Consider the following 19,741-nt stretch of genomic DNA (forward strand, 5'->3'; position numbering starts at 1 on the left):
CACCGCGCGCCGACCGCGGACGTGAGCAGCCGCCCCCGCCCCGATGTCCCGGCCGGGCGGGACCGGCTGTTCTGCCGGGCTTACGGACAAAACGCTGACGGCAAGGGGCAGTCCGTGCAGGGTCGGCCGTACCCCTTCGCCGCGCCCCGGAAGCGGGCAGCACCTCTCGGGCCGTGCCGCTGGACACCGTGCGTTCCTCTGTCGCTACGGCCTGGAGCACACCTCCGGCCGATGAGGCGGACACCCGGCCGGCCTTGCCGGAAGCCCGTCACGCCTACACCGCCGGCGTGGCGGGCCGGGCTGATCACCGTCGCCCACACCCGGCGCCGCCTCGTACTCCCGCTACGCCCCCGGGTGCAGTCCGAGCACGCCGGGCGTCGGGTCGCCCTTGACCTCGCCGAAGTACAGGGCGAAGGTCTGCTTCCAGCGCTCGATCGCGGCGCGGTCCTCCATGAAGCGGGGGAAGCCGTCCACGTGGGCGTTCGGGTACTCCCAGATCGGCTTCAGACCCGCCGGGGGAGTGATGTCGGTGCGGACGGACCAGCCGTTGAAGGAGCCGTTCTGCATTTCCTTCGACAGCTGCCAGTTGAGGAACAGCTTGGCGGCCGTGGAGTTCTTCGCCTGCTTGAGGATGGCCACGCGCTGGCCCCAGGCCATGAAAGGGTGTCCGGCGCCGATGGCGAACGTCACGGGAGAGGTGTTGATCGCGGACCCTGCGGTGCCGACACCGATGGTCTTCTGTCCGCCGAAGACGGCGTCGCCCGGGGTGTTGCTGCCGCGCGCGAACCGCACGTCCTGGGCGGCGAACTTGGCCACCCAGTCCCAGCCGTACTTCTGGGCGTACAGCGTGAAGAGGTAGAGGACCGCGTCGTCGTCGTGCGGGTAGGACGAGGCGATCTTGCCCTTCCACTTCGGGTCGATCAGGTCACGCGGGGTGAGCGGTGTCGTCGAACCGACCGCGGCCGTGTTGTACATGAAGCTGAAGGCGAGCGCGGTGGTGGCCACCCAGGCGCCCTGCGGGTCCTTGAACCTGTCGTAGACCTTCGAGAATCCGGCGGGCTTGTAGTGCAGCAGGCGGCCCTGTCCCTTCCAGCGGGTGAAGTCCTGGAGGGTCTGGAGCTGGACGAGGTCCGGGACGAGGGTGCCGGTGGCGAACTGGTTGTCGACGCGGACGTCCTGGTACTTGCTGTAGTCGACGATCAGCGTCAGGTCGATGTCCGGGAAGCGGGCCTTGAAGGCCGCCTTGGTGCCGTCCTGCTGGGTGGGGGTGTCGCCGCCGGCGTAGACGACGAGCTTGCCGCCCTCCGCGAGCGCGGCCCGGTAGAGCTCGTCGAGCGTCCGCGTCTCCTCCCGTCCGCCCGTACCGCGGGAATCCGCGGGGGAGGCTGCGGCCGGACTGGCGGCGGCGCCGAACGCGCCGACGCCGAGGGCGGCGCCTGCGCCGGTGGCCAGGACATGTCGTCTGCTGAAGCTGGACACGTTGGGGAGACCTTCCTAATGGGGGGTGAAGCCCGGTGCATGGCTCGGCCATGACCGTCGGGCGCCCTCCATTCTGGCTCCGCATACACGGATGGGCAACGTTTCCCAATGGTGAGATCCAACATTTAACCGAACGGTTGAACGCCCGCTGCGCAGCTCGGCGTCGAAGCCTTACACCGTCGGTCGCGCAGTGGACCGTCGCGGCACGAGGGTGGGGGAGAGGGTGACCTGGGTCGGATTCCGGCTGCGGTCGGCGATCCGTTCCAGTAGGAGGCGTACGGCGTTTCTGCCCATCTCGCGGCCCGACTGGTCGACGCTGGTCAGCGAGATGGGAGCGAACGCGGCGAACGTGGTGTTGTCGTATCCGGCCACCGAGAGGTCGCCGGGCACGGACAGTCCGGCTTCGGTGACCGCGTCGAGCACCCCCATGGCGACGATGTCCGCTCCGGCGAATACGGCCGTGGACCGGACGGTGGCGGTGCGGGCCAGCAGCTCCTTCGCGCCCAGGTAGCCGCCTTCCTGGGTGTAGCTGGTGGAGATCACGTTGATGCACTCCTCCAGCCCGTGCGCCCGCATGGCCAGTCGATAACCGTCGGCGCGCCGGGCGTTGGGCATCTCCGCAAGGCGCGTCGGGTCGGTCTCGCGATGCTCGATGTGGGCGATCCGACGATGTCCGAGGCCGGCGAGGTGGCCCACGACCAGGGCCGCGCCCTCGGCGTCGTCGTCGACCACGGTGTCGTACAGCGGGGACTTGCCGTGTCGGCCGACAACGACGGTCGGTGCCGAGGTCGCGATGTGTTCCAGATGCGCGGGCGGCGACACGGGCGCGACCAGGATGATGCCGTCCATGCCGCGGTCGATCATCGCCTCGGTGACGCGGGCCTCCTCCTTCTCCCCGTTGCAGCCCGGTCCCAGGAACACCTGGTACTCGGTGTCCGCCAGTGAGGCGGTGACGCCGTCGAGGATCTCGGGGAAGAAGGGGTTGCGGATGTCGGGCAGCATGACGCCGATGGTGTAGGTCTGCCCGCGCAGGCCCCTGGCGCCCGCGTGCGGCCGATAGCCCAGCTCGTCGATCGCCCGGCGCACCTTCGCGCGCATCTCCGGGCTCGCTCCATAAGCATTGCGCAGCACTTTCGACGCGGCGGTGGTCGACACCCCGGCGTGCTTCGCGACATCGACGAGGGTGACGCGACGAGGCCGTGCCGGCGGCTCCATCCTGCTCCCTCCCGTCGGGAAACGTTGTCGCCGAGTGTACGGACGGACAACGCAGTCCAGCAGGCGCTGAAGCAGCCGCAGTTCCGAACCGTCGTAACAATCGGGCAGCGTGTGCGGCATCTTGACGTCACACGGGCCGCTCTCTAGGGTCTGGCACACCCTTTGGGAAACGTTGCACATGAGGGACTCCGAGCGACCGGGCCCGGCGTCGGACCGCACCGCCCCCATGCGCGGAAGTCATCGCGTGCTCCCGTGCCGAATCGGCCCGATCCCTCGCCCGGCGAGCTGTTTGAATCGTTTCAAGACAGGAGGTCCGTCGGTGACCCTCGCCCCGCACGAGCAACTCCCGGACCACGACCGGCCCCCGGATCCACAACCGGTGGCAGCCCGGGTCCGCCGGGCGCGAACCACGCCGCCCTGGTGGTTCGCGCTCCCCGCGCTGCTGCTGTTCGCGTTCGTCGTCCTGGTGCCGAGTGTCCGCGGTGTCTACTACGCCTTCACCGACTGGGACGGCCTGGATCCCGACTTCTCCTTCGTGGGCCTGGACAACTTCTCGAAGATGTTCCACGACGCGGACGCGAAGCAGGCGATCTGGCACACCTTGCTGATCGCCGTGTCCATCACAGTCGTTCAGAACGCTTTCGGACTGCTGCTGGCGCTCGGCGTCGACACGGCCATCAAGTCCCGGAATGTGCTGAGGGTGTTCCTGTTCGCCCCGGCCGTGATCACGCCGATCGTGACCGCGTACCTCTGGCGCAATCTGCTCGGTCCGGACGGTGCGGTCAACAGCGTGTTCGGGGCGGTGGGGTTGGGCGACTGGCGGCAGGACTGGCTGGGGAGTCCAGGGCTTGCGTTGTGGGCGGTGGTCGGGGTGATCGTCTGGCAGTTCGCGGGCTACTCCATGGTGATCTTCCTGGCCGGGCTGCAGTCGGTGCCGAGGGAGGTCCATGAGGCGGCGGCCATCGACGGGGCGGGCCCGGTGCGGCGCTTCTGGTCGGTGACGCGGCCACTGCTGGCTCCGGCCCTCACGATCAACCTGATGCTGTCGATCATCGGCGGGATCAAACTCTTCGACCAGGTCTACGCGTTGACCGGCGGCGGGCCGGGACATGCCACCGACACCATCTCGACGCTGATCTACAAGGACGCCTTCACGCTCGGCGAGTTCGGGTACAGCATCGCGCTCGCGGTCGTGCTCACGATCATCGTGGCGGTCGTCTCGACCGGGCAGTACGTCGTGCTGTCCCGCAACGAGAGGGCCGCATCGTGAGCCGCTACCGTCCGCGCACCCTCGCGCTGGAACTGGCGATGATCGCCGCCGCCCTGGCCGTGGGCTTCCCCGTGTACATCCTGGTCAACCTGGCCCTGCGACCTGCCTCGGACACCTCGTCGCCGATCAGCCCGACCACCTCGCCCACCTTCGACAACTTCACTCAGGCCTGGCAACAGGGCTCGCTGGGCGGGGCCTTGGGCAACAGCTTGCTGGTGACCGCCTGCAGTGTCGTCATCGTGCTGGCCGTGTCGTCGCTCGCGGCGTACCCGCTGGCCCGTGTCACAGCTCGCTGGTCGCGGGGCACGTATCTGACCTTCCTCCTCGGCCTGGTCCTCCCCTTCCAGCTCGCCTCGCTGCCGCTGTACCAGAGCATGCGCGACATGGGCCTGCTCGGCACCCCTTGGGCGCTGGTCCTCTTCTACTCCGGTCTCCAAGTCCCCTTCACCGTCTTCCTCTACGTCGGCTTCCTGCGCGCCCTGCCCCGCGACTTCGAGGAAGCGGCCCTGATCGACGGCTGCACCCCGCTGCAGGGCTTCCGCCACGTCATCCTGCCCATGCTCAAACCCGTGACCGTGACCGCTCTCGTGCTCAACGCGGTCGCCGTGTGGAACGACTTCTTCACGCCGCTGCTGTACCTCAGCGGCAGCGCCCAGCAGACCATGCCGGTCGCGATCGCCGGCTTCGTCGGCCAGTACGTCACCGACTGGAACCTCATCTTCGCCGCACTGGTGATCAGCATCCTGCCCGTCCTGCTCGTCTACTTCCTGCTGCAGCGCAGCATCATCAACGGCTTCGCGGGAGGGCTGCGCGGATGATCACGTGGCGCTTCCCCGAGGGGGACATCATGAAGACACGCAAACTCCCGCTCCTGATCGCGACGTTGACGTCCGTGGCCCTGCTGGCCGCGTGCAGCGGCGGCACCAATGCGGGCTCCGAAGGCGGTTCGGGCGGCTCGAAGACGCTGACGCTCGCCTCGGTGGACCAGGGCTCGATCGAAGACGTCGTCAAGGCGTTCGAGAAGGCCAACCCCGGTGTCAAGGTCCGCTACACCACCAGCGGCGCCGACCAGTACCAGCAACAGATCCGCACCCAGCTGTCCTCGGGCACCGCGCCCGACGTGATGTCGGTCTGGCCCGGCAACGGAAACCCGGCCGCCACCTATGTCCTGGCCAAGCCCGGCTATCTGCGCGACCTCTCGGACCAGCCCTGGGCCGCCAAGATGCCAGAGGCGATCAAGAGCGTCGCCCAGTACGAGGGGAAGACCTACAACGCGATCTTCGGTCAGAACGGCATAGGCGCCGTCTACAACGAGCAGGCCATGAAGAAGGCCGGACTCACTCCGCCGGAGACATGGACCGACCTGCTGGCCTTCTGCAAGGCCGCGAAGGCCAAGGGCACCCCGGCCTTCGCCCTGGGCAACCAGGACAACTGGGTCACCCAGCTCGTCCTTTACGCGCTCGTTGCCACGACCGTCTACGGACAGGACCGCGACTTCGACCAGAAGATGCAGGCCGGCCAGGCAACCTTCGCGAAGTCACTGTGGACCACCGCCCTGGACAAGTACCTGACGATGGAGAAGACCGGCTGCTTCCAGAAGAACCCCCTGGGCACCAACTACGAAGCCAGCCAGCAACTCGCGGCCACCGGCAAGACCTTGGGCATCGTGCAGGGCAACTGGGTGATCGCCCTGCTTGAGGCGAAGAACCCGAAGGCCACCTTCATCCTCAAGGCGTTGCCCGCCGACGACTCTCCGTCCGAGACGATCATTCCGGCGGCAGCGGGCGCCGGCTACGGCGTCAACGCCAAGGCCAAGAACGAGGAACTCGCTCTGAAGTTCGTGAACTTCGTGATGTCCCCCGAGGGTATGAACCTCTTCGTCGAGAAGCAGGGCGGCCTGCCCTCCCTCCCCGACACGGGATTCAAGGCGGACCCCTCGCTCGCCGAACTCTCCGAGTTCATCGGCTCGGACCGCACCGTGCCGTTCATGGACCAGCTCTGGCCCAACGCGAAGGTCCAGCAGACCATGCTCAGCGGCCTGCAGGAGATCTTCAGCGGTCAGTCCACGCCTAAGAAACTCCTCGACGAGATGGACGCCGACTACAAGGCCGGGAGCTGAGCGGGGCCAACGGGCACGTGGGTGCACGTACCAGGTTCTCCAAGTCTCTTCGAAGCAACTCCTTTCGAATCAACGGAGGTTCGGCATGTCCGGCACAGCGGGCGGAGCGTTCAGCCGTAGACAGGTCGTCGGCACCGTGACCGTCTCCGCGGCAGGGCTGGCGCTGCCCACCGTCCTCGGTCCTCTCACATCGGAGGCCTACGCCGAGGGGAACGGCAGCAGACATGGGGCGAGGGTCACTGCTCTCGCGATCGATGGCCGCGAGGACAACCCGCTCGGCGTCGACGACCCCGCCCCGCGACTGAGCTGGCGGGTGGAGGGAACCGCCGAGGGATGGACGCAGGCCGCCTACCGGATCCGGGCGGCGCGTACCGAGCCGGATCTCGACAGGGGCCGTCTTCTGTGGGACAGCGGCAAGGTCCGTTCCTCGGCCCAGACCGACGTCGCCTGGCACGGTCCTGCCCCGGCCTCGCGCGACCGGGTCGTCTGGCAGGTGCGGGCGTGGAGCACCGAGGGCGAGGCGACACCGTGGAGCCGGCCCGCCTCATGGGAGATGGGGCTCCTCAAGCGCTCCGACTGGGGCAAGGCCCGGTGGATCGAGTACCCGGGCCGCACCGTTGACCAGCCACTGCCCGTGTTCGCCCGTGCCTTCCGCGTGGACAGGCGCCGAGGGAAGATCGTCAGGGCGAGGCTGTACCTGTCCGGCGTCGGACTGCACGTCGCCCGACTCAACGACAGACCCGTCACCGACGAGGTACTCGCGCCGGGCAACTCGAACTACCAGCTCTCCACCGAGTACCGGGTGTTCGACGTCACCGGTCTCGTCCGCCACGGCGACAACACTCTGGGCGTCGAACTGGGCCACGGCACGGCGCTGGTGACGCGGTCCGTCGCGAATCCCACGACCGGCCGCACGGCACCGTACAGCTGGTGGCAGAGCCAGTTCAAAGGCAGCGGTGGCCTCGTCGCGCCCGCTGCCCGGGGCGCCACCACCGTCAAGGTCAACAACGTGGCCAATTACCACGTCGGTGGCACCGTCAACATCGACACGGGTGACGGTGGCGAGCGCCTGGAGTCACACACGATCACCGCGATCGGTACCGCGGGGGCGGACGGCACCGGCATCACCTTCGAGCCCGGGCTCGCCTCGGGACACGAGAACGGCGCCGTCGTCACCGGCTCCGGCAACCCGCTCGCGAGCACCGATGCCAGTGCTGGCGCGGCCGTCACACCACGTCTGATCGCCCGCCTGGAACTCACGAAGGACGACGGCACGGTCGAGACCGTGGTCAGCGACCGCTCGTGGAAGGCGGCTCTCGGCCCGACCACCACGGCCAACTGGTACTCCGGCTCCGACTACGACGCCCGGCGCGAGCAGCCCGCCTGGACCGTCCCCGGCGCGGACCTCGGCGCGTCGGTGAAACGGCGCGACGGCACGGCCATGGGCTGGACCGACGCCGGAATCGCCCCGCCGCCCAATCTGACCACCGAGCTGGTGTGGCGCGTGGCAGAGCCGCTCAAGGTCGTCGACAGACTGCGTCCGGTGAGCGTCAAGCAGCCGCAGCCCGGTGTGTGGGTCTTCGACTTCGGGCAGAACATCGCCGGCTGGCCGCTGCTCACGCTCGACGCCCCGCTCCCGGCCGGCACCACCGTCAAGCTGTACCCCGCCGAGTCACTGAACGCCGACGGCAGCGTCAACCAGGCATCGATCATGGGCGGCGGCGCGGCACGCGGCACCGACGTGTTCGCTGCCTACACGACGCACGGCGGTGAGCGGGGCGAGCGCTGGCACCCGCAGTTCCACTACTTCGGCATGCAGTGGCTGCAGATGACCGGCCTGCCCGAGGGCTACGTCCCGACCCGGGACACGGTGACCGCCCTGCAGATCCACGCGGACGTCCCGAAGGCCGGCTCCGTGCGGACCTCCGACGACCGGATCAACCGCATTCACCGCATGGCCCGCTACTCGATCATGAGCAACACCATGTCCACCTTCACGGACTGCCCAGGCCGCGAAAAGCTCGCCTACCCCGCCGACTACGTGCAGCCCTTCGGATCCATCCACCGCACCTTCGGATACGCGGCCTACCTGCGCACCATGCAGCGCCATCTGGCGGAGGGCCAGTCCAGGGCCGGTGCCGACATCGGCAACGTGGCGCTCAAGGCCCCGGTGTACGACTGGGGTTACACCGGCCGGTTCGGCGACGAGATCAACTGGGGCAACGGCATCATCCTGGTGCCTTGGCTGCTGTACGAGACGTACGGCGACACCCGGACGATGGCGCGCTACTACCCGCAGATGCAGGCCTTCCTGGACTACATCAGGACCAGGAAGGCAGGCACCGGCACGAACGCCCGCATCGTGGACGCGGCCCTGGCCGACTGGATCGCCAGTGAGAACACCTCGGGCCGCATCACCGGAACCTGGGGCTACCACCAGATCGCCGATCGCATGGCGAGGATGGCGGCACTGCTCGGGCGTGAGGCCGACGCGGCCGAGTACCGCAGCCTCGCGGCAGGCATCAAGGACGCGTTCAACGACGCCTTCTACAACCAGGCCCTCGGCCGCTACACCGCCGAGGGCGGCCAGGGCGCTGCCGGCGCGACACAGGCCGCGCAGGCGCTCGCTCTGGACGAGGGCCTGGTACCGGAGGGCGAACGAGGGAAGGTTCTCGACGCGCTGGTCGAACTGGTCCACGCCCACCGGCCGTTCGGTGGAGGTCCACACTTCAGCGGCGGCACCATCGGTCTCGCCCCGATCGTCAGGGCCCTGCACGACGGCGGTCGCGACGATGTCCTGTGGGACGTCCTCCGGGAGGACACCCGTCCGAGCTACGGCTACTTCATGGCGCCCACCCTCGCCAACCCCGGCGGCCTGACGACCGTTCCCGAACAGTGGGACATGGGCAACTCCAAGAACCACATGATCCTGCTGCAGATCGAGGAGTGGTTCCACAGCGGCCTGGTGGGCATCCGCCAGGCACGCGGCAGAGCCGGCTACCGCGAGCTGGTGATCGACCCCCGCCCGGTCGGTGACCTCACTCATGCCGAGGGCGGCTACCGCACGCCGTACGGCGTGGTGTCCGTGCAGTGGGTCCGTAAGAACGGCAGGTTCCGCCTCCACGTGGCACTCCCGCCGAACACCACGGCGGAGGTCCGCATGCCTATGGGCGACCGCGCCACCTACGTCGTCGGCTCGGGCCGGCACACGTTCACCACCCGCGATCCGCTGACCGATTCCCGGAACACCGAGAGGACCGAGGCGTGAGCCATGAGGCGCACAGCGCGGACGACGCCGACCGCGATGTCAGCGAAGAACCCGCACCCCGCGGACACGGAACGGCAGTGGGCCCTCGGACCGTGCTCGCGGCGACGGCCGGTGTCGTGTCGGTAGGAACGGGTGTCGTAGGAGGCGGAATGAGTCAGGCAGCGGAGTGCTGCGCGGCTCGGACGGGTCCAGGTGCGGATTGCGCAGCTCCAACAGCCCGTCCACGCCCTTGAGCCGCAGGTTCGTCCAGCCCATGACGTGGTGGTAGCGGGTACGGTCCGCGGCCTCGGCATCGACGGCGACATGGTCGCTGAGCAGGATCGCGTAGTGGAAGCGGCGGCCGGCCGTCGTGACGTTGGCCTCCGCGAGGAACCCCCGGGCCATGCCCAGCGAAGCGACCGCCCGTTGAAGGCGCCGCCTGCCCAGCACCTCCCAGAAGTTGCACTCCTGTAGGGCGTGGACGTCCGGCATCAAGGAGCGCAGGAACTCCATCTGCCCGTCCCACCGGTCGGCCGACCCGAGCCCGAAGTCTGTGTGCCCACCGAAGAGCGTGTTGCAGTTGACAACCCGCAGGACGGGCATGGAGGTCTCCTCTGCGTAGTCGGCCAGCTGGCATCCGACTGGGATTGACCAGCCGCCCCCCTCACTCTCCGGCCGCCGGAGACACGACCACGATGGTGTGCTGATGGCTCGAACGTCTGGGCAAGGAAGCTGACGCTGCTCCCGCAAGAACCGGGCCTCTCTACGCCGCCGCGGGATCCGCTGCACCATCCCGGACAAGGCCGACCAGGCACGCAACCGCCGAAAGCTCGGCTCCCGCGGTGGCCGGCCGCCGCACTTCGCCCCGGTCGACTACCGCGAGCGTCAGGCGGTCGAGTGCGGGATCAACCGCCTCAAGAGGCACCGTGCCGTCGCTACGACATACGACAAGCTCGCGGTCCCCTACGAGGCAACCGTTCTCATCGCGGCCATCAACGAATGGCTGTGACCACTCAGACAGCGCGTTGCATGCACACCAATTGATCCCGCTCATCCCATGAGTCGATGACAGTGAAGCCGAGTCGTTCGTACAGGGCAATGGCCCCGGTCCGCCATTCCCACACTGAGAGCCGGACGGTGTCCACGCCGTTCTCCGCGGCATGGGCGAGCGCAGCGCCGAGCAAGGCGGACGCAATGCCCCGGCCACGGAATTCAGTGTCGGTCCAGAGCCTCTTGATCTCCGATGGCTCGTTGGCCGGGGAGGTCAGCACCAAACAGCCCACAGCGGCATCCCGCAGGAGAGCCACCAGCACGACGTCACCGGCAAACGCGGTCCGAGGGTCGGTGATCTCTGCTCGGTAGCGATCCGGCAACCCGTCCACATGGGCAACCGGTTCCCCCTTCTCAGCCTCAGTCCGCAGATGGTAGGCCGCCAGCAAGGCGGCCAGGCCGTCCTCGATCGGAGGAGTCTGGCCTGGCCAGCGGACGATGGCAACCTCGCGGTGATCAGTCATGACAACAGGATCACACGACAGAGACCACGTTCCGTGGGAGCCCCGGAGGAGCACTTCCGACACACGCCCTAGCACGGCCTCGCCGACGTCGAACTCGGCACCGCGGAATGGGTCGACCGGTTCAACAACCAGCGACTCCACACCGCTATCGGCGATATTCCGCCCCACGAGCACGAAACCAACCACTACGCTCATCACCAGCCCCGACCGGCGGCTGGAGTCAATGCATAGAGCCTCCACCGATCCCGGAGCGGTTCACATAGGTTTGGCTCAACCATCAGCCGGAGGAGCGTCACACCATGGAACCGACCGTCCACAGGCCAGCGCCGCAGGTCACCGTCACAGACATCCGTACCCTTTTGGACTCGTCCGCTGAGCTCCCCGTTCTGTACATCAACTACGGTCCTGGCGACGGGGACACCGAAGCGGAGTTGGATGTGTGGGCCGCAGGCCTGGTCTACCAGCCTGACATCGTCCTCACCCGCGAGACCGCTCTGGACCAGCTCGGTGAGGAACCCAACAGCGAGACCATCGCGGCGTTCCTGCCCAAGGTCCAGAAAGCCGTGGACCAGATGATCTCAGGCCGCGGCATGTGAAACAGGTGGCCCGAGTGTCTCGTCTCACCGAAGGCCGACTGATCTCAACGCCCTAGCCATTCCCTGCCACCGCTGCCCTCCCTATCGTCATGGCATGTCGTGGCTCCCTCTCTTTGGGACTGTTGTCGGAGCGGCTATCGCGCTCACCGCTGCCCTCCTCGTTGAGCGCCGTCGCGAACGCAGGCAGGACCGAATCGATCGCCGCGCGATCAAGCAGGACCTGTACGCGCGCTACCTGGCGGCTCACGCCCATATGCGCACGCAACTGCGCGTCCTCGCTGCGACCTCCGGCCTCTCGGATGAGGAGCGAGCGAATCGAGCCCGCACGGCTTACGCCGGCTGCTTTGCCTCGCGTTCCGAGCTTGAGGTGTCGGCCTCTCCATCAGTGCTGTCCCCAGCTCGGGACTTGGATTCGTGCGCGCGAGCTGTGCGAGACGTCATCATCGACGGCACGAACATCCATGTCCGGGGCACGGAAGCTATGAACAAGTACATGGACTCGATGACACTCGTACGCACTGCAATGAGGGCCGACCTGGGTGTGAACGACAACAGCTGACGGCTGTCGGTGCCCGCTTCACTGTGTGGGTCGGCTCCCACCGCGATCGCAACTGCCAACGCTCACGCCACACACGCCGTGGTTAAAGGTCGGTAGGAACGATCAATCTTCGGGGCGACGGGACACCGAGCCCGGCCTGAACAGTGGAGCCGACTTGTCCGTCTCGGGGGGATCTCGCGCCTGTCGCAGGTGATCTGGCCCGATTCGCTTGTCGTCTCAGGTGATCTGGTCCGTCTCACCGAGGTGGCGGCGACCCTTCATTCCTTGAAGCGCTGGGCAACGCTGACCGGGACAACCAAGCCTGCTTCCGTGAGTTGCGCGCTGGGCAGGCTCCGGTCCCGCTCGACGAGACGCGGATCGCCGCAATCAGGCTGAAATTCAAGGATGCCGAGAGCGGGGGACTGGCGGTGGTGCTGGAGGGCCCCGAGGTCGTCGCGGAAGCAGCCCACAACCTCGTCGATCAGTTGTCCTCCCTCGTTCAAGACGTTCAGGAGTACGCGGAAGCAGTCGCGGCGGACAGCCCAACGGGGGCGACAACGCGCACGAGGCTGCCATGAGTGTGAAGTCACGAAACGTGTCCCCGGGCAGCAGAAGGAGGCGCGGCTCGAAGTCCGTGCGCTCGGCCTCCTCCAGGGAGTACGCGTCGCCCTTCTCCTTGCTCCGGACCGCCTCCTCGCGGGCTTCGCGCTCCTGCTCGCGTTGGTACTCCGCTGCTTGTACGGCGGCCTCGTCGGCTTCCTTGGCGTAGGTGCCGGAGTTCTTGGCGACGGTCTCGGCCGACTTCCCCGTGGGCACGTTCGCAGCCGTGTGTGGATGGTCGCCGGGGCCGGCGCTGAATCACCACCAGGTGGTGAACGGTGTGCCGACCACGAACACTTCGCCCACGGGGAGACAGACGGGACCTGGGTGAAGCGGCATCCTGTCGAACACTGTTTCAGCGACCTAACATCGGCACATGCGTCTATGGCGGAGTCATGACACGGTTGCGTCCCTGCCCCGCGACCCCCGGGCCGACGAGTATCCGATGCCCTTCGTTCCGTACGGCTGGTACGCCGTGCTCCGCAGCGCCGAGCTACGGCCGGGCAAGGTCGTCAGCCTCCACTACTTCGGCCGGGCGCTCATCGCCTTCCGAGGGACCGACGGACAGGCGACCGTCCGGGACGCGCACTGCCCCCACTACGGCGCCCACCTGGGCGCCGGCGGGAAGGTCGTGGACGGCACGGTGGTGTGCCCGTTCCACGGCTGGCGGTTCGGCACGGACGGTAGGTGCGTGGAGGCACCGTTCGCCGCCCACACCCCCAAGGTGTCCCTCGGCGGCTTCCCGGTCCGCGAACACAGCGGACTCGTCCTCGTGTACACCGGGCCGGGCGAACCGTCGTGGGAGGTACCGGAGATCCCCGAGACGGAGTCCAAGGATTACGCCGCCCCGATCGACGACACCTGCCGGGCACGTATCCACGTCCAGGAGATGCGCGAGAACATCGTCGACGAGTCCCATTTCCACTTCATCCACGGCCAGGCCGAACCCCCCGTCCAGGACTGGCGCCAGGACGGCCCGTATGCCGAGGCCCGCGGCCGGATCGCCCGACGCGTCCTGCGCTGGGACATCAACAACACCTTCGACGCGTTCATGTACGGCCCGGGCGTCATGGTGGTCCGCGTCCACGGCCCCGTCCTGTCGGTGACCGCGGTCGCCCTCACCACCCCGATCGACGACCGCACGAGCGAACTCCGGATGCTGTACTACCTGCGCAAACCGTCCCGGCTCCCGCTCCGTTTCCTGACGCCCGCGCTCAAGCTCGTCTTCCGCGCGGAGGCTCTGGGCGAGGTACGGGAGGAGGTCGAGATCTGGGATCACAAGATCCACCGGTCCCGCCCGGTCCTGCTCCCGCACGAGAAGGGAATCAGGGCGCTGCGCCGGTGGTACGGGCAGTTCTACCCGGCTGACGTGACGATTCCGGGGGCGCGCCAGCCGGCGCCGGAGGCCAGGGCCGAGGCTGTCGGGCGGACAGGGGGCGACGAGCCGGTGCGGACTGCGACGTAGACGGGGGCGAGGGCGGGGACGAGGCTCGATCGCCCCTGGAGTTCGCCGAGCGCGGCACCCCGGCTACTCAGACGGGAAGCGGGGCGTCTTTCGCGGTTCGAGCCGGTGTTCGGGGGCCGGCCGGGGACCACGACACCTCCCAGGGCCTGCTCCCGACGCGGCCCCGCCACAGCACCCGGCCGTTCTCGCGTTCTCAGTGGGCGATTCGTGCGGCCTTCGCCGCCCATTCCAGACCCACCATCAAGGGCATCACAGACATCCACGGTCCCACGAAGGGGGCTGGCTTTGTAGGTTGTCACCTACAAAGCCACCGGTGTTGCGCGCTGGGCGGGGCCGCCGACGGTGCGGCGGCGGGGGAAGCGGTCGGCGGCTAGCTGGAGGCGTCGGTCACCTGCAGCTGGTGGTGGTGCTTGAGGGCGGTGCGGGCGGCGAGGACGTCGGACGCGGTGAACTCGCTCCAGTACGGGTGCGTGACGATCGCCGTGGCGAGTTCGAGTTCCCGCTTCCGCAGCCGGGCGATCTCCGTCGCGTCCTGGAGGTCCCAGCCTTGGGAGGCGGGGCGGGAGGCCTGGCGCCAGACGTTGTCGTCGGTCTTCCAGGCGTCCAGTGGTTCGGCTGACCACGGCACCCGCTGGTAGAGGGTCCGCAGTTCAGCGCGGACCTGACGGAGTTCGTCCTGCGCGTCGGTCAGGCCCTGAGGGAAGTCGTACGAAGCTGCCACGGGGCAAAAGGTACTGCTGGTCGAACCGTGCTTCGGTCTGCCGCGCGGCACCATCTCCTGCGCCGACTCTTGCGTCTTCTCCTACGGCATCTCTTGCGACTTCTCGTGCGTCAGCCTCACCGATGGCGCCGCATCCGTGCAGGTCATCCCCACCGTACGAACGCACCCGGTCCTCTCTACGCCCCGGACCACGCCCCACAGCGGGAAGAACAAGGAAGGTGGGCGGTGGGTCAGGCCCGGGCGGCCGGCGAGGGGATCGGGGCGCGTTCGCTGGTGTTGCGCGCCGGGCGGGGCCGCCGCGCCGGGGCAGCCGACGGTGCGGCGGCCGGGGTCAGGAGTCGTCGGGGGCGGAGTCGGTGATGTGGTCGAAGCCGCGCAGCAGAGGTGTCAGCTCCTGGGCGGCTCCGCACAGCGTGTACAGGCGGGTGCCCGGGTGCCCCGCCGCGTCCAGGGCGCGGCCCACGTCGAGCAGCGGCGCGCCCGCCGGTGCTTCCATGCAGCTTCACCAGCACCCACCCCGAAGGCCGGCGCTCCCCGAGGACCTCACGGACCGCCGACTGCGGTGACCGCTCCAGCTTCTCGGTGACGACCTGGTCGTAGTCGACGACGTCGACCGGCCGCAGATGTTCTGGGGCGCGCACCAACACCCGGTACTCCGACGCGTCCACACCGCTGTCCTCGCGATGTCGGTAGGACGGCAGCCCCACGAGATGGACGCAGCCCGTGTCGGTTTGCCGCCGCTGCCACAGTCGCGCCATGCCTTCCTGCTGTGCGGTGCCGAGCAGCAGGAAGGCGGGCAGCACGACTAGGACGGGTGCGGGCACAAGATCGGCATCGTCGTGGGAAGGCTAGGGCACCGCACTACCGTAGGCCGGTCCGATTTCCCCGTTACGACGGCGCCGGCGGTCGTCCGTTGCCAGGGACCTATGTGTCAGGGGCGGCCGTAGCGCGTGCACTTGAGGTACTTGATGGGAGGGTTCTCCGCGCCGTTGTCGAGGCAGATCCGGACGACGCCGACTCCGGCCACGTAGAAGGTCACGGGGAAACTGAACGACGCGCTGGCGCCGCATACGTTGTGGTCGCTGAAGTTGACCGCCACGTCGTGGTTCTTGGAGTCGACGCCGAATGCGGTGGTGCCGCGGCAACTCGTCGCACTGACCGACTTGTGCTCGCCGGACACGACGACCTCCCGGTTGTACCAAGTGATCGTGCCCCGGGTGTACGTGTTCCCGTAGGTGACGTCGAAGGAGCTGGTCGGATACGCGGCACTCTGGGCACCGGCGGCGGGAGCGCCGAGGAGCATGCCCGCGGTGAGTGCGGCGGTACTGAGGGCGGCGGCGAAAGGGCTGGGCATGTCGTCTCCGGAGGTGGGGCCTGTAGGGCCGGCGGCAGTATCGGCCTCATTATTCCTGCCGAAAGGTCAACCGCGTCGTGGACTCCGAGAACCGCCGTCCCGCGACCTGCTACGACGTGGGCCCACTCCTGGCCACCGGCGAGCCCTATCGTCGACCGACTGGCTGCGAAGCTCGCAACGGGCTCTGGTCCACTTGGTGCGGTCGCGTACGCAGGGTGACTGTTGATCTCCGCCTGATGCCGGTTGAGTTCGCCCGAAAATTGCGAGACTGGACGGTGCTGTGGTCGAAAGTTCTTCGCCGTGAACGACATGCTGCCACAGCTGGATGAGCTGCTGTTCTCCTCGGTCGAGGGCGTGTTAGTGGAGTCGGTCGGTGATCGACACGGTCGTCCGGATCGAGGTTCATATGACCGCAGGACGGGCGGCCTGCCCGGGGTGCGGATGCTGGTCAGGGCGAATACATGGCTCCTACCTGCGGTTTCCGCGTGACCTGCCGACAGCGGGCAAGTGTCGTTACGTGTGCGGCGGTTCGTCTGCGCGGAGGACTGCTGCCCGCGCAAGACCTTCGCCGAGCAAGTACCCGGACTCACCCGCAGGTTCGGGCGAATGACCGAGCGGCTGCGGTCGACGCTGGTGGCGGTCGGTCTTGCGCTCGCGGGCCGGGCCGGGCCGGTGCCCGGATGACGGGCGCCTTCAAGGTTCCGGTCAGCGTACTGGCCTTCCCAGCACCGGCCACCGAGGTCACCGCAGCGGCCGCCTGGCGCAGTGCGTCTACTGGCCTGGGGGTGTCACCCAGGGAGCGAAGCGCTGATCGGGGCCTGCATCCTCGCGCCAGTAGCGCAGGACCAGTTCCTGGATGATGTCGAGGCGCTCTGCGGCGATGAGACACGAGACCGGCTCCTGCCCGCCGGCGTCGGCTTCGAAGGCGGCCACGACGGGCGGCTTCTCTCCAAGCTGACGAGCGACTTTCAGGAGCTCGGCGGGCGACGGGGATCGGAAGACCGGGTCGTGGAAGCCGGACGGACAGCTGACGAAGACCGGATCGCCGAAGACCAGTTCCAGGCCGTGGTGGTAGGTCAGGTCGTGGTCGGCGGCGAGCCTGAGCTGTCCGCCGTCCCAAGCGACGACGTCCCAGTCCCACCAGGACCCTTCGGGAAGCTGGATCGCAGTATGCGTTCCTTCGGCATCCACCATCGGCCTCCTCATCCCGTTCGAACAGATCGACAGGCTACACAGCGGCTGCAAGCGTGCGGCTTGACGAGTTAGGACCCTGAGGTGTCTGGATAGCCCCGTTCGCCGGGCTGAGTCCGCGCCAGTTCGGGAAGCTGATCACGGCGTTGCGGCGCGAGGGCGCCGACCCGGTGCGCAAGGGCCGGCCCGTGGAGCCTGCCGCTGGAGGAGCGGGTGCTGTTGGTCGCCGCCTACTGGCGGACCAACCTCACACTGCGTCAACTGGCGCCGTTGTTCGGGGTGTCGAAGTCGGCCGCCGACCGCATCATCGACCACCTCGGACCCGCGCTCGCACTCCAGCAGCGCAAGCGCTTCCGCAAGGACGCCGTGCTGATCGTGGACGGCACCCTGGTCCCCACCCGCGACCACGCAGTCGCCGAGCAGTCGAAGAACCACCGCCACTCGACCAACCACCAGGTCGTCATCGACGCCGACACCCGGCTCGTCGTCGCCGTCGGCCGCCTGTTGCCCGCAAACCGCAACGACTGCAAGGGGTGGGAACTGTCCGGCGCGAAGGACGCCGTCGGCAAGACCACGGTCATCACGGACGGCGGCTACCGCGGCACCGGCCTGGTCATCCCGCACCGCCGTGAACCCGGCCAGGCCGAACTCCCGGCCCTGGAGAGAGGAACACAACACCTCCCACCGCAAGGTCCGCGCCCGCGTCGAGCACGCCTTCGCCCGTATGAAGACCTGGAAGATGCTCCGCGACTGCCGCCTCAAGGGCGACGGCGTTCACCACCCTTGCGAAAACCATTGGTGCCCGGCTTGCTCCGCTGATGGACTGCAGTCCTGCCGTGAGTCTGCCGCGTGACGGGGGTAGTGGTTGTGACAGGCTATGACGTGCTTGCCGAGGTGTACGAATGGCTCATCTCGGATGCAAAGTTGCCTCCAGCCGAGTTCGCTGCGTCGTTCGACGACGTCCTCAATCTCCTGCCGTCGAACGCTCACGTCCTCGACTGTTCGTGCGGAACTGGACAGTTGGCGGTTGGCCTCGCCGGTCGTGGCATGCAGGTTGTCGCAACTGACGCCAGCGAGGCGATGGTTCGTCGGACTGCAGAGTTGTCTGAGGAGTTCGGGGCATCCGTCCGGGCCGTACGGGCGAACTGGGAAGAGTTGCCCGACCATTTCCAGGACAACACGTTCGACATGGTGTTCTGCGTCGGCAACTCACTTCACCATGCCGCGGGCGCGACAGGCAGGGGTGCTGCTCTGGAGTCGATGTCACGGCTTCTGCGCCCCGGCGGGCGCTTGGTACTCACATCCCGCACTTGGGAACTCGTGAGGGCCAGAGGTTCCCGGCTGGAGATCAGTGACCGACTCGTCCGCCGGAACGGTCGCGATGCCGTCGTGGTCTACCGCTGGGAGATTGCGCCGCATTGGGAGGAGGAGCACCACATCGAGATTGCGATCGCGCAAGTTGATGCGACCGGGTTGGTTCTTGTCCGCTCGGAACTGCTGTCCTGCTGGCCCTACCGGTACGAGGAACTCGAAGTCGAGCTGCACCGGGTCGGACTCCAAACGGAACTGAGCACGTTCGATCTTGGGGCCGAGAACTACATGGTGGTCGCGAGCAAGGTATGAACACCGGACTCTCAGTCCCTGGCCGGACCGCCCGGTTGCTCGCAGGATGCTTGCGCCCTCTCATCGGTGCGGGTTCAAGTGGTCAACGCCAACGCAACGCCTCGGACGAGGAGTGCTCGTCGATCAGACGGCGGTAGATCCGGGGTGACGGTATGGCGCTGTTTCCTGGTCGCGTCCAGATCAATGAGCAGGATCTCGTCGATCAGCAGCGTGAACGGATCCAGCTTCGACGGCCGCACCGAAGCGGTTGTCGTGCATGGCTGCGGCCAAGCCGCGAGGCCAGGGCCCTGTTGACCGTGCTCCAGGTGACGCCGTACTGCACGGCAACGCCCGGTTCGACATGCTATCGCGAGAGTCGCGCCGCAGCGTGGCGTACAACTCGACCTTCGACTGGCCCGGCGGCATCGGGGGTGCTCCTTTTCTGGGCACATCCAGCTTGACACCGCAGCCCCGATGGTGACGTCAGAATTCTGTTCTGCCTCACCTCTCGTTGCCGTGGTCTCGGGACCCGTCGTCCGACCTGTGGTGGCTGCAGAGTCATGTGAGGCTGAGGGCCGCTGTCCTGCCTCAGGTAAGTCGGGATATATCGGTCTAGAGCTCGGGCAGTCGGTCGGCCGGGGTGGGAGAGCGGCGTTCCTGTAGCCAGTAGAGGTAGATCTGCAGGTCCGTCTCCAGACTTCCGGAGTCGATGCCGCCAGCGATGTAGGCCGCGAAGTGTCGGCGGCGGTTGAATCCTGACCCGGTGTGGGCGGTCGAGTTCTGACCCACCGGGTCTGGGTTGCCGGTGTTCAGTCGGTGTCGTGTGTGGC

The 19,741-nt window shown here is 67.7% G+C and carries 18 protein-coding genes and 4 pseudogenes; 12 read left to right on the top strand and 10 right to left on the bottom strand.

The features are described from left to right. Positions 1 to 342: 342 nt before the first annotated feature. Together ACZ5VD_RS37590 and ACZ5VD_RS37595 are read right to left on the bottom strand one after the other, a co-directional pair. On the bottom strand, positions 343 to 1,479 hold the full coding sequence (locus ACZ5VD_RS37590) for an ABC transporter substrate-binding protein (RefSeq protein WP_468554532.1): 1,137 nt from the start codon (positions 1,477 to 1,479) through the stop codon (positions 343 to 345). Between the two features lie 171 nt (positions 1,480 to 1,650). Then, positions 1,651 to 2,694 carry a LacI family DNA-binding transcriptional regulator gene (locus ACZ5VD_RS37595; protein ID WP_468684968.1) on the bottom strand — a complete coding sequence of 348 codons (1,044 nt, stop codon included), beginning with the start codon at positions 2,692 to 2,694 and terminating at the stop codon, positions 1,651 to 1,653. A gap of 319 nt (positions 2,695 to 3,013) precedes the next feature. On the opposite strand from ACZ5VD_RS37595, the gene ACZ5VD_RS37600 reads away from it, so the two are divergent. The 4 genes from ACZ5VD_RS37600 (at position 3,014) to ACZ5VD_RS37615 (ending at position 9,351) form a co-directional block, all read left to right on the top strand. Beyond that, a complete protein-coding gene (locus ACZ5VD_RS37600; RefSeq protein WP_468684970.1) occupies positions 3,014 to 3,964 on the top strand; it encodes a carbohydrate ABC transporter permease in 951 nt (316 codons plus the stop codon). Next, positions 3,961 to 4,782 carry a carbohydrate ABC transporter permease gene (locus ACZ5VD_RS37605; protein WP_468684972.1) on the top strand — a complete coding sequence of 274 codons (822 nt, stop codon included), beginning with the start codon at positions 3,961 to 3,963 and terminating at the stop codon, positions 4,780 to 4,782. The genes ACZ5VD_RS37600 and ACZ5VD_RS37605 overlap by 4 nt, the downstream gene beginning before the upstream one ends. Before the next feature lie 29 nt (positions 4,783 to 4,811). Next, complete coding sequence (locus ACZ5VD_RS37610; protein WP_468684974.1) at positions 4,812 to 6,083, top strand: ABC transporter substrate-binding protein; 1,272 nt, start codon at positions 4,812 to 4,814, stop codon at positions 6,081 to 6,083. 85 nt (positions 6,084 to 6,168) lie between these two features. Continuing rightward, positions 6,169 to 9,351, top strand: a complete 3,183-nt coding sequence (locus ACZ5VD_RS37615) for a family 78 glycoside hydrolase catalytic domain (protein WP_468684975.1) — start codon at positions 6,169 to 6,171, stop codon at positions 9,349 to 9,351. Between the two features lie 39 nt (positions 9,352 to 9,390). On the opposite strand, the gene ACZ5VD_RS37620 is transcribed toward ACZ5VD_RS37615, so the two are convergent. Further along, complete coding sequence (locus ACZ5VD_RS37620; RefSeq protein ID WP_468554526.1) at positions 9,391 to 9,933, bottom strand: hypothetical protein; 543 nt, start codon at positions 9,931 to 9,933, stop codon at positions 9,391 to 9,393. Between the two features lie 139 nt (positions 9,934 to 10,072). Between ACZ5VD_RS37620 and ACZ5VD_RS37625 the strand changes: the two are divergent. Beyond that, a pseudogene (locus ACZ5VD_RS37625) lies at positions 10,073 to 10,339 on the top strand (IS5 family transposase); the annotation flags it as partial. 4 nt (positions 10,340 to 10,343) lie between these two features. Here ACZ5VD_RS37625 and ACZ5VD_RS37630 read toward each other — a convergent pair. Further along, positions 10,344 to 10,844 carry a GNAT family N-acetyltransferase gene (locus ACZ5VD_RS37630; RefSeq protein ID WP_468684984.1) on the bottom strand — a complete coding sequence of 167 codons (501 nt, stop codon included), beginning with the start codon at positions 10,842 to 10,844 and terminating at the stop codon, positions 10,344 to 10,346. Positions 10,845 to 10,961: 117 nt separating this feature from the next. Here ACZ5VD_RS37630 and ACZ5VD_RS37635 point away from each other — a divergent pair. The 3 genes and pseudogenes from ACZ5VD_RS37635 to ACZ5VD_RS37645 form a co-directional block, all read left to right on the top strand. Beyond that, positions 10,962 to 11,075, top strand: a pseudogene (locus ACZ5VD_RS37635) (hypothetical protein); the annotation flags it as partial. A gap of 68 nt (positions 11,076 to 11,143) precedes the next feature. Next, entirely contained in the window at positions 11,144 to 11,440 is a 297-nt protein-coding gene (locus tag ACZ5VD_RS37640; RefSeq protein ID WP_468554525.1) for a hypothetical protein, read from the top strand. Positions 11,441 to 11,534: 94 nt separating this feature from the next. Beyond that, positions 11,535 to 11,999 (top strand): hypothetical protein, encoded by a 465-nt coding sequence (locus ACZ5VD_RS37645; RefSeq protein WP_468684977.1) that lies wholly within the window; start codon positions 11,535 to 11,537, stop codon positions 11,997 to 11,999. 257 nt (positions 12,000 to 12,256) lie between these two features. Here the strand turns inward: ACZ5VD_RS37645 and ACZ5VD_RS37650 are convergent, their stop codons facing one another. Next, entirely contained in the window at positions 12,257 to 12,481 is a 225-nt protein-coding gene (locus ACZ5VD_RS37650; RefSeq protein ID WP_468554523.1) for a hypothetical protein, read from the bottom strand. A gap of 542 nt (positions 12,482 to 13,023) precedes the next feature. Between ACZ5VD_RS37650 and ACZ5VD_RS37655 the strand changes: the two genes are divergently transcribed. After that, on the top strand, positions 13,024 to 14,043 hold the full coding sequence (locus ACZ5VD_RS37655) for a Rieske 2Fe-2S domain-containing protein (protein WP_468684979.1): 1,020 nt from the start codon (positions 13,024 to 13,026) through the stop codon (positions 14,041 to 14,043). Between the two features lie 370 nt (positions 14,044 to 14,413). On the opposite strand, the gene ACZ5VD_RS37660 is transcribed toward ACZ5VD_RS37655, so the two are convergent. The 3 genes from ACZ5VD_RS37660 to ACZ5VD_RS37670 all read right to left on the bottom strand — a co-directional run bounded on the left by ACZ5VD_RS37660 (position 14,414) and on the right by ACZ5VD_RS37670 (position 16,118). Beyond that, positions 14,414 to 14,764, bottom strand: coding sequence for a hypothetical protein (locus ACZ5VD_RS37660; protein ID WP_468554521.1), 351 nt, complete (start codon positions 14,762 to 14,764; stop codon positions 14,414 to 14,416). Between the two features lie 331 nt (positions 14,765 to 15,095). Continuing rightward, entirely contained in the window at positions 15,096 to 15,260 is a 165-nt protein-coding gene (locus tag ACZ5VD_RS37665) for a hypothetical protein (RefSeq protein WP_468684981.1), read from the bottom strand. A gap of 435 nt (positions 15,261 to 15,695) precedes the next feature. Further along, complete coding sequence (locus ACZ5VD_RS37670; RefSeq protein WP_468554519.1) at positions 15,696 to 16,118, bottom strand: hypothetical protein; 423 nt, start codon at positions 16,116 to 16,118, stop codon at positions 15,696 to 15,698. Positions 16,119 to 16,625: 507 nt separating this feature from the next. Between ACZ5VD_RS37670 and ACZ5VD_RS37675 the strand changes: the two genes are divergently transcribed. Then, the gene (locus ACZ5VD_RS37675) at positions 16,626 to 16,802 is read left to right on the top strand and encodes a hypothetical protein (protein ID WP_468554518.1); all 177 of its coding nucleotides are present in this window, start codon (positions 16,626 to 16,628) and stop codon (positions 16,800 to 16,802) included. A gap of 87 nt (positions 16,803 to 16,889) precedes the next feature. Here the strand turns inward: ACZ5VD_RS37675 and ACZ5VD_RS37680 are convergent, their stop codons facing one another. After that, entirely contained in the window at positions 16,890 to 17,312 is a 423-nt protein-coding gene (locus ACZ5VD_RS37680) for a hypothetical protein (RefSeq protein WP_468554517.1), read from the bottom strand. Between the two features lie 89 nt (positions 17,313 to 17,401). On the opposite strand from ACZ5VD_RS37680, the pseudogene ACZ5VD_RS37685 reads away from it, so the two are divergent. Both ACZ5VD_RS37685 and ACZ5VD_RS37690 read left to right on the top strand, forming a co-directional pair. After that, positions 17,402 to 18,162, top strand: a pseudogene (locus ACZ5VD_RS37685) (transposase). Between the two features lie 14 nt (positions 18,163 to 18,176). Continuing rightward, a complete protein-coding gene (locus ACZ5VD_RS37690; protein WP_468684985.1) occupies positions 18,177 to 18,932 on the top strand; it encodes a class I SAM-dependent methyltransferase in 756 nt (251 codons plus the stop codon). A 591-nt stretch (positions 18,933 to 19,523) separates the two neighbouring features. Here the strand turns inward: ACZ5VD_RS37690 and ACZ5VD_RS37695 are convergent. Further along, a pseudogene (locus ACZ5VD_RS37695) lies at positions 19,524 to 19,741 on the bottom strand (hypothetical protein); the annotation flags it as partial.

The sequence above is a fragment of the Streptomyces sp. NPDC032822 genome (assembly GCF_055578825.1).